This is a genomic window from Pseudomonas sp. GM49, assembly GCF_000282355.1.
Classification (GTDB): domain Bacteria; phylum Pseudomonadota; class Gammaproteobacteria; order Pseudomonadales; family Pseudomonadaceae; genus Aquipseudomonas.
Map to the genome: position 1 here is coordinate 1 of NZ_AKJL01000277.1, position 9,488 is coordinate 9,488.

General features: G+C 61.8%; 7 protein-coding genes. 2 read left to right on the plus strand and 5 right to left on the minus strand.

Annotated features, from left to right (window positions below; translation table 11 throughout):
• Positions 1-163: 163 nt before the first annotated feature.
• Together PMI29_RS05080 and PMI29_RS05075 are read right to left on the minus strand one after the other, a co-directional pair.
• Positions 164-2,824: a LuxR C-terminal-related transcriptional regulator gene (locus PMI29_RS05080; protein ID WP_008002538.1), complete on the minus strand. Its 2,661-nt coding sequence runs from the start codon at positions 2,822-2,824 to the stop codon at positions 164-166.
• Between the two features lie 37 nt (positions 2,825-2,861).
• Entirely contained in the window at positions 2,862-4,490 is a 1,629-nt protein-coding gene (locus tag PMI29_RS05075; protein ID WP_008002539.1) for a 3-(methylthio)propionyl-CoA ligase, read from the minus strand.
• 128 nt (positions 4,491-4,618) lie between these two features.
• Between PMI29_RS05075 and PMI29_RS05070 the strand changes: the two genes are divergently transcribed.
• Together PMI29_RS05070 and PMI29_RS05065 are read left to right on the plus strand one after the other, a co-directional pair.
• Positions 4,619-5,632 (plus strand): AraC family transcriptional regulator, encoded by a 1,014-nt coding sequence (locus PMI29_RS05070; protein WP_008002541.1) that lies wholly within the window; start codon positions 4,619-4,621, stop codon positions 5,630-5,632.
• A gap of 122 nt (positions 5,633-5,754) precedes the next feature.
• Entirely contained in the window at positions 5,755-6,576 is an 822-nt protein-coding gene (locus PMI29_RS05065; RefSeq protein WP_008002543.1) for a DeoR/GlpR family DNA-binding transcription regulator, read from the plus strand.
• Positions 6,577-6,705: 129 nt separating this feature from the next.
• Here the strand turns inward: PMI29_RS05065 and otnI are convergent, their stop codons facing one another.
• From otnI to PMI29_RS05050, 3 genes are all read right to left on the minus strand, one after another.
• Positions 6,706-7,488 (minus strand): 2-oxo-tetronate isomerase, encoded by a 783-nt coding sequence (gene otnI / locus PMI29_RS05060; protein ID WP_008002545.1) that lies wholly within the window; start codon positions 7,486-7,488, stop codon positions 6,706-6,708.
• A 21-nt stretch (positions 7,489-7,509) separates the two neighbouring features.
• The gene (locus PMI29_RS05055; protein ID WP_008002547.1) at positions 7,510-8,970 is read right to left on the minus strand and encodes a GntP family transporter; all 1,461 of its coding nucleotides are present in this window, start codon (positions 8,968-8,970) and stop codon (positions 7,510-7,512) included.
• A 189-nt stretch (positions 8,971-9,159) separates the two neighbouring features.
• The coding region (locus tag PMI29_RS05050; protein ID WP_008002549.1) for a class II aldolase/adducin family protein at positions 9,160-9,488 on the minus strand (329 nt) is incomplete at its 5' end.

Sequence of the window (9,488 nt, forward strand, 5' to 3'; positions counted from 1 at the left end):
ACGACCATCGCTGGCAAGCCAGCTCCTACAGGGGACCGCGTCCGGGTCCAAACCAGTGAAAGCCCAAAAAAAGCGGCCTCGCCACAGGTTGCTTTCTGTTCGATCTATCTCTTAAGTGAGGCGCCGCGGCTCGGAAATAATGCGCGAGTAGAAGGACCAGGTTTCAGCTGGCAGGATCAAGGATGCCAAGCATGTAAGCACGATCCACCACATGCTTGCGGGTGCCGGCCTGGAACTTGCCGAACAGGTTCTTCAGGTGCCATTTCACGGTTTCTTCGCCGACATTCAGCGCCAGGGCGATCTGTTTGTTCGACAGGTTACGTGCGAGCAATTGCAAGACTTCACGCTCCTTGGGTGTCAGCAATCGGCTGGGCGACACCGTGCTGGTCGCCAATGGCACCGGCGCGGGTGGTGGCGTGCCTTGCGCAGCAGTCCTGGGTGCCTCGTGCTGGATTTTGCGCATCCATTTGAGCAATTCCGGATGGGTGTCTTCGACAATCCGCCGCAAGCCGTTTTCCTCGGCCAGGCTGATCGCTTCACGCAGACAGGCCAGGCCGTTGCCGCCCGACTCCTGGAGCGCCAATGCCTTGAGCAGTTTGATCTGCACAATTTCACGGCCGCGACGAATGCGCTCGGCTATTTCGTTGGCACGCTCCAACAGCTCCAGCATCCCTTGCCAGTCACGTTGCACATGGGCGATATAGGCCTTGGCCAGCATCACCATCAAGGCCAGTTCCGGCCCGAGCAAGCCTGTTTGTTCGCGTGCGACCTGCGGCACCTGGGCATCGAGCCGGCGCCCCAATGCCAGACAGGTATCGGCCCGGCCTTGCAGCGCGTGCAGGCGAATCTGCTCGGCCAGGGCGGCAATGCAGAAACGCGCAATGCCGCGCTCTTCGCCGAGCACGAACAGCGCCTCGAGCAGGTCATAACCACGATGGCCCTGGCCCTGCAGTACCGCCAGGCGAGCGGCGGTGAGAAAGCCCAATACAATCGCATCCGGAGAAGCCAGACGCTCGACCACGTCCAGGCGGTTGGCCAGGACCGTGGCGGCTTCTTGCAACTGATCGCGCTCGAGCAACACTGTAGCCAGTCCGCTGGCCAACATCACCGCCACTGGACTGCGTCGGCCAATGTCCTGTTCGGCGCGAGCCAGGCTGTCGCGCAGCGCTCTTTCGGCCGGCACGAGGCGACCTTCGCTGACATAGCTGAGGCCCACCACCCATTCGCCAAAACCGCGGATGGCGTCCAGGCCTGAGCTCCAGGCATACAACGGTGCCCGCTGAAAGATCCGCCGAGCTTTTTCCGGTTGGCCCTGAAACAGGGTCAGGCGCGCGATCTGGTTGGCAAAGACCGCCTGCAACTTGATCTCGCCGGTCGGCAAGGCGTTCATCCAAGGCGTCACCAGCGTCAGCGATTCGTCCGGCCGGTCGGCAAAATAGGCGGCGGTGGCTACAATCATCGCCGCCTCGCAGCGCGTGCTGTCATCGGTCGCCGGGTCCTGTCGGAGACCGGCGACCAGCCGTACCGCTTCCTCGTGCCGATCGCTCATGGCCAGGGACCAGGCGGCCGCCAGGCACATGCGCGACCGCGATTCGACCTCCTGCGCCGGCAGTTCCTCGACCCATTCCAGGACGCGACTGAACTGCCCGCGCAACATGATTTCGTACAGGCATTGCTCGATCATCTGATACGCCTGGCGGGGGCGCCTGGCCAACAGATAATGACGAGCCGCCTGCTCGGAGAATTCATGGGCTTCAAGCCAGCTTGCCGCCCGCTCATGCAGGTCCAGGCGTCGTGTCTCGGGCAGACTGGCAAAGCGCCCCAGCAGGAACTCCCGGGCCAGCGGGTGGATACGCACCCACTCACTGTCCACGCTTTCGACAAAGATCGGCGTCGCCACGCATAGCTCCTGCAAGCGCAAACCGGCCTGCTCGTCGCCGGTCAAGGCGATGCACAGGGACGGATGCAACATCTCCAGCAGTGCAATGCTGATCAGAAATTCAATCTGTCCGGCGGGCAGGTGGGCAATCAGGGTGTCGACGAAGTAGCGCCGTATATCACCGGTCCCTGTCGACAGCTCTTCGACCGCCGCGACCACGCTCGGGCTTTTTTCGATGGAAGCGATCGCCAGTTGCAGACCCAGTGACCAACCCTCGGTGGCTTCGTGCAAGCGCACGCACAGATCCGGGTCGATACGATGACCGAAGCGGCTGCCGAGGATCGCCACGGTTTCCTCCACCCGCAGGCGCAAGGCGTCCGCACCGATGGCGACATAAAAGCCGCGGGCTTGCAGGTCGGCCACCTGCAGGTTCAAGCGCCCACGGGAGGCCATGATGATGCGCAGGTTGGCCGGGGCATTGTGCAGCAGGTAGGCCAGGCAATGCCGCGCGGTGGCTTCGGGCAGTCTTTCGGCTTCGTCGAGCATCAGCACGATTTCGCCGCCAAGGTCCGCGACCTCGGCCAGCCAGTCGGTCAGCCCTTCCAGTTCGTCGCGCCCGCGCCCGGGCATGCGCTCCAGGAATCCGGCAAACGTTGCCCGGCCGCTGCCAACGGCCATGGCGGCGGCCAGCCCCTGGGCGAATCGAACGCCATCGTCATGTTCATCGAGCATCAACCAGGCCACCACCGCCCCACGGGAAAGAAGCTCCCGGCGCCATTGGGCCAGCAGAAACGTCTTGCCGAACCCCGCCGGGCCTTGCACGGCAATGGCCATCTTGTCCGCCAGGGCCGCGGAGTCGATGCTCAGCCGCTCACGCATGTGAGCGGTTTTCTGACTTCGCGGTGGCGTGGTCTTGAGGACCAGTTCCGGTGCAATGCGATCCATGGGGGGCCCTTTGGACTGGGGTACAAAGTATCGCTGGTTATAAACGATAGTCCCGGAACTGTTCGCGCAATTTCATTTTTTGCACTTTACCCGTTGCGGTATAGGGCAGTGCCTCGACAAAAGCCACCGCGTCGGGCAGCCACCACTTGGCCACGCGGCTCTGTAAAAAGCCGAGCAACTCGTCCCGCGTCGCCAACATGCCCTGCTTGAGCACCACCACCAGCAACGGCCGTTCCTGCCATTTGGGATGCGGCACGCCGATGACCGCCGCTTCTGCCACCGCCGGGTGACCGCAGGCGGCGTTCTCCAGGTCAATGGAGGAAATCCATTCGCCGCCGGACTTGATCACATCCTTGACCCGATCAGTGATCTGCATGTAGCCATCCGGGTCGATGGTTGCGATATCGCCAGTCATCAGCCAGCCCTGTTCATCGAGCAGGTCCCCGCCCTCGCCCCGGTAATACTGACTGGCGATCCACGGTCCCTTGACCCGCAAATGGCCGGACGCCTTGCCGTCACGGGGCAGTTCGGCACCGTCTGCATCGACGATTTTGATCCTTACTCCGAACAACACCCGGCCCTGCTTGGCCTGCAGGTCGATACGCTCGTCGAGCGAGGCGTCACGGTGCTTGGGCAAGGCATTGCAAACCGTGCCCAATGGCGACATCTCGGTCATACCCCAGGCTTGCAGCACCCGGGCGTCAAAGCGAGTCTCGAAAGTTTCCACCAGGCTGCGCGGCGCCGCTGCCCCGCCCATCACGACCCGGTTCAGGCACAGGTCTGCGGTCGGCATCAGCCCGGCGTTTTGCACATGCTGTTGCAGGGTCATCCACACCGTGGGCACACCCAGGGCCAGGGTTACTCTTTCGCGCTGCATCAAGTCATACAGGCTGGCCCCGTCGAGGTCCGCACCGGGCAGGACCAGGCGCGCGCCGCACATCGCTGCCGCATAGGGCATGCCCCAGGCGTTGACGTGGAACATGGGCACCACCAGCAGCGCCGTATCGGCCGAGGACAGGTTGAACCCGTCCGGGGTGCAGGTGGCCATCGAATGCAGCAAGGTCGAGCGATGGGAGTACAACACCCCTTTGGGATTTCCGGTGGTGCCCGAGGTGTAGCACAGGGAGGCCGCCACGCGCTCATCCAGGCAGGGCCAGGCGAAGGTCTCGGGCTCATCGCCGATCAGGTCTTCGTAACACAGCAGGTTGGGCACAACGATGGGCGGCATCTGGCTGCGTTCGGCCAGGGCGACGAACGCCTTGACCGTGGTCAGTCGTGGCGCAAGCTGCTCGATCAGAGCCGCGAACGACAGGTCGAAAAACAGGTACTGGTCTTCGGCATGGTTGGCGATGAACTCGATCTGCTCGGCAAACAGCCGTGGGTTGATGGTGTGCAGCACCGCGCCCATGCCCGAGACGCCATAGAACATTTCCATGTGCCGGTAGCCATTCCAGGCCAGGGTGCCGATCCGTTCGCCGGGCTGCACGCCGAGGTTTGTGAGGGCATTGGCCAATTGTTTGGCACGCTGGCCGATGTCGGCATACGTGCAGTGATGCACCGTGCCGTCCTGCAAGCGCGAGGCAATCTCGACCTGGGGATGCGAGCACAGCGCGTGCTCCAGTACCGAAGAAATGAGTAAGGGGTGATCCTGCATCAGACCCAGCATGGCAACCGCTCCGTTGTGATTTTTGTAAGGTTCGGGCGGTCGTATTTTGCGCAGACGCCGGGCATTTATTTGATAAAACGTGCCAATCGTTTGATACTTCGCGCCATTAATCTCCAAAGGCGCGCGCTATGGATACTCATCTCATTCGCAGCATGTGCCTGTACGGCGCCCGCGAGCTGATCGCCGATCTGCACGGCGATCCCTGGCGAGTGGCCCATGGGGCATCGATTGCCTCGCAGTCGCTGGATCAGTTGGACGTCCTCCTGCCGGTGCCAAAGGTGGTGCATTTTCTCGAACTGGCCGCCCGGGAAACCGGTCGCGAGGACTTCGGGTTGCTGCTGGCACAAAAGCAAGGGATGGGCGTATTGGGCAGTGCGTTGCTCGACATCGTCAGCGAAGCGACCACAGTGGGCGATTGGCTCGAACGCCTGTCACGTTACTTCCACGTGCTGATGTCCGGTGCCCTGGTGCACCTGGAGCAACACGAACTGGGAATGACCGTGCACTACGAGGTGACCGCGACGGCCGGAATCGACGAAACCCAGTCCGTCCACCTGGGCCTGGCCCTGCTCGCGCGCAAACTGCGCAGCGCGCTGTATCCGCAGTGGTCGCCCGAACGCGTGATGCTGCGTTGCCGGGAACCGCATAGTCGCGCCAGCTACACACGGATTTTCGGCCAGAACGTGTTCTTCAATCAGGAGTGCAACGGCATGCTGCTCAGCCACCATGTGCTGACGCATCCACTGAACGAGAAACAGCCCTTCTCCCGCCCCGCCCTGCTTGACTACCTGCGGGAAAACCAACAGCGACGCAACCGTAGCCCGGCCTCGGCAACCGAGGACTCGGTGCGCAAACTGCTTTCCAGCAGCGGTGCGCCCCTGGACGCCGTCGCCCTCAATCAACTGCAGAGCCGCCGAACCCTGCAACGCAGGCTGGCCGGCAGCGGCACCACCTTCCAGGCCATCAAGCAGCAGACCAAGCTGGACCTGGCCCGAAAATACCTGAGCCAGACCGACTTGAAGCTTTCACAGATCGCCGAGGTGCTGGGTTTTTCCAGCCTGAGTGCCTTCAGCCGCTTTTTCCACAACGCCCAGGGCTGCGCGCCCAAGGCCTATCGGGCGCAGGCTGCAGTGAACAGGTAGAAACAAGCGTTTTACGCAGGGACATGGGCTCGACGCCTCATCACGCTACTGATCCGGCTGCAGATTCGCTACTATGTTTGCCCGCCCTCCTTGTCTGCGGATTTCTTCATTCTGGAGCCCGAATGCCTAGTCAAAAGGACATCGCCGCCGACAGCGGCGCACCGATGATTCCTGAACAGCGCCGTGAATTGATGCTGCGACAGTTGCGCAAGCATCAGGTGCTGAGCGTTCATCAGTTGATGGAAATGTTCGACTGTTCGCACATGACCATACGCCGCGACATTGCGTTGCTGGAGCAGGAAGGTCGTGCTTACTCGGTAACGGGTGGGGTGCGGATCGCCAGCCAGCTGCACAGTGAGCCCAGTCATCAGATCAAGGCGGTGGTCGAGTTGCCGCAGAAGCAGGCCATGGCCAGGCTCGCCGCCCGGCTACTGCATGCCGACATGACGATTTACCTGGACGCGGGAACCAGCACGCTGGAAATCGTCCCCTACATCAAGGCGCTGTCCGGCATGACCGTGGTGACCAACGACTTTGGTATTGTCCAGGCACTGATTGAAGCCCCCCATGTCACGGTGATTCACACCGGCGGGCAGCTGGATCACTCCAATCAATCGTGCGTGGGCGGTCTGGCGGTTGCCACCTTGCGTCAGGTGGTCACCGATATCGCGTTCATATCGACCAGTTCATGGGATTTGCGTCGCGGCCTCACCACGCCTTCGGCGCTGAAGGTTGAGGTCAAGCAAGCCGCGATGCAATCGGCTTCGCAGGTGGTGCTGGTGGCCAGCAGTTCGAAATACGGCACCTTCAGTATGTACAAGATTGCCGGGCTCGAGCAGTTCGACATTATCCTCAGCGATGACGCGTTGACCCCTGCGGCGGCCGATGGCATCCGCAAGCAAGGTGTCGAACTGTTGCTGCCGGCTGACAATACACCAGCCTGAAACGACGGGCTCCTGGCCTTATTTGTAGGAGCGAGCTTGCTCGCGATGGACGTTAACGATATCGCGTGTTTACTGAATAAACACGTCGCCCTCAACTCCATCGCGAGCAAGCTCGCTCCTACAAGTTTCTTAACGCGCCTTCCAGTCCCGCAGCCATTGCAAGCCGGCAGACGTGTTGCCTCGTGGCCGGTATTCGCACCCTACCCAACCGTCATAACCCAACTGGTCGATCAGCTCGAACAGATAGGAATAGTTGACTTCCCCCAGGTCCGGCTCATGCCGGTCAGGCACGCCGGCGATCTGGATATGGCCAATTCCGTCGAAGTCCCGACGCAGTTTGGTCGCCAGGTCGCCCTCGACGATTTGGCAGTGGTAGCAGTCGAACTGCACCTTCAGGTTACTGGCGCCCACTTCCTTGCAGATGGCCTGGGCCTGATCCTGGCGGTTGAGGAAAAAGCCTGGCATGTCTCGGGTATTGATCGGTTCGAGCAATACTGTGACGCCTGCCTTGGCCGCCTGGGCGGTGGCGTAGGCCAGGTTCTCCAGGTACACGCCGTGATGCCGTGGGCGATCGCTTTCCGACGGCAGCAGCCCGGCCATTACATGGATGCGTGAATTGCCCAATACGCTGGCGTATTCCAGGGCACGATCAAACCCGCTACGAAATTCACTCTCCCGACCCGGCAATGACACGGTGCCCCGCTCGCCCTTCGCCCAATCGCCGGGCGGCGCGTTGAACAGTGCCTGCACCAGGCCGTTGTCGCTCAAGCGTTGCTTGAGTTCTTCAGCGCTGTAGTCGTAGGGGAACAGATACTCCACCGCTTCGAAACCGTCGGCAGCCGCGGCGGCGAAGCGATCCAGAAACTCATGTTCCGGGTAAAGCATGCTGAGATTGGCAGCGAAACGAGGCATGGTAGCTCCTGAGATAAAGGGTTAGACAAAGGGCCAGATCAGCAGGGTAATACAGAAACCCAGGGTGCCGAGCAAAGTGGTCAGCACCGTCCAGGTGCGCAAGCCGTCGGCCACGTTCAGACCGGACAGTTTGGTGAAGATCCAGTAACCGGCATCATTGATGTGGGACATGGCCAACCCGCCACCGCCCATGGCCAGACACAACAGTGCCATGTGGTTCGGGGTGAGATTGAGGGTCGCAATCAGCGGGCTGATGATGCCGGCAGTGGTCACCAGCGCCACCGTGGTCGAACCCTGCACCGCGCGCAACAGCATGGTCAGCAGAAAGCCCAGGGCCAGCACCGGTAGACCTGTGGTGCGCAGCATGTCGGAGACCACGGCACCGATTCCGGTGTCCACCAGCACCTTGCCGAACACACCGCCGGCACCGGCAATCAGGATCACCATGGCCACACCGGGCAAGGCCGAACCGATCACGTCGGACACTTGAGTGCGGCTCCAGCCCCGACGCGAACCCAGCAACCAGGCGCACAGCAAGGTATCGATCAGCAACGCCACCAACGGCGCGCCGAGTACGGTCATGATACCGCGCAGGACCGATTCGGCAGGCAGCAACGAGGTGGACAGCGTCCCCAGCAGAATCAGAATGATCGGCAACACAATCAGGCCGACGATCAGACCAAAACCCGGTGGTGGAGCCGGCGGCAACTTCGAGACGATGCTGCTGGTGGCCTCTTCCAGGCCCATGTGCGACACGGCCACAGCCGCTCGCTCAGGGCTCTTGTCGTTACCATTGGACCAGGCGGCCAGATCCTCGTTGGTGACATGCGGGCCATAGACCTCGGCACGAATATCGTCGGTCATTGGGTACGCACGACGGGTCATACGCCCGGCCACGCGGTAGCCGACATAGCAAAGCAGCGCGGTGATCGGCAAACCGAACATCAGCACGCGGCCCAGGTCCGCGCCCAACTGGCTGGCAGCAGCCACCGCACCCGGGTGTGGCGGCAGGAAGGCGTGTACGGTCAACAAAGCTGCGCACATTGGCAACGCGAACACCAACAGCGGCTTACGCGCACTGCGGGCAACACCATAGGCCAGCGGCATCAGGATGATCACGCCGACCTCGAAGAACACCGGTACCCCGACCATGAAGCCGGCAATCGTCAACGCCAGGGGTGTACGCCGGTTACCGAAACGGGTGATCAGAGTCTTGGCCAGCGCCTCGGCACCGCCTGAAAGTTCGATGATCCGCCCGATCATCGCGCCCAGGGCAATGATGATCGCGATATGGCCCAAGGTCTTGCCCATGCCGCCTTCAATGGTGGCGACCAGATCGGCCGGCTTCACGCCGGCCACCAGCGCCACCAGAATGCTCACCAGCATCAAGGCCACGAAGGGCTGGAATTTGTATTTGAGCACCAGGAACAACAACAGCGCGATGCCCACCCCGGCGGTCATCATCAGGATTAACGGGCTCATTTCACAAACCCTCCACGCCGGGTAAATGAAACGGTACTGCCACTGGATCTGAACATGCCGCAGTGAAAGTGAGTCATGCTTGGGTTTCCTGTTGTTATTGTTTTTTCAGGCAAGCCGGGGCCGTCGAAAGTCGCTGGGCGTCTCCCGGGCAGGGCCTGCGTTATCGAGCTATCGTGTCAAGCCTGTGCGTTACCAGTGCGCACCAAAGGTGTCTCGCAATTCGTCCAGCGCCGCCTGATCGAGCGGTTCAGGCTTGGGATTGCTCATCAGCCAGAGCCGTGCGGTTTCCTCGAGCTCTTCCAGGGCGTAGCTGGCCCTGGATACCGAACTCTCCCAGACCACCGGCCCCAGCCGTTCAAGCATCACGCCGCGAACACTGTTGGCCAGCCGGGCGACTTGCTCGGCAACCTTTGGCGAGCCGGGTCGCTGGTAGCCGATCAACGGGATATGCCCGACTTTCATGACCTGATACGGCGTCAGCGGCGGCAGGATGTCGTTCGCCTGCCAGACACCGGCCA

Bases quoted from the DNA above. Each gene is read 5' to 3' on its own strand.
- PMI29_RS05080 (WP_008002538.1), bottom strand. From the start codon at position 2,824: ATGGATCGCATTGCACCGGAACTGGTCCTCAAGACCACGCCACCGCGA.
- PMI29_RS05075 (WP_008002539.1), bottom strand. From the start codon at position 4,490: ATGCTGGGTCTGATGCAGGATCACCCCTTACTCATTTCTTCGGTACTG.
- PMI29_RS05070 (WP_008002541.1), top strand. From the start codon at position 4,619: ATGGATACTCATCTCATTCGCAGCATGTGCCTGTACGGCGCCCGCGAG.
- PMI29_RS05065 (WP_008002543.1), top strand. From the start codon at position 5,755: ATGCCTAGTCAAAAGGACATCGCCGCCGACAGCGGCGCACCGATGATT.
- otnI (WP_008002545.1), bottom strand. From the start codon at position 7,488: ATGCCTCGTTTCGCTGCCAATCTCAGCATGCTTTACCCGGAACATGAG.
- PMI29_RS05055 (WP_008002547.1), bottom strand. From the start codon at position 8,970: ATGAGCCCGTTAATCCTGATGATGACCGCCGGGGTGGGCATCGCGCTG.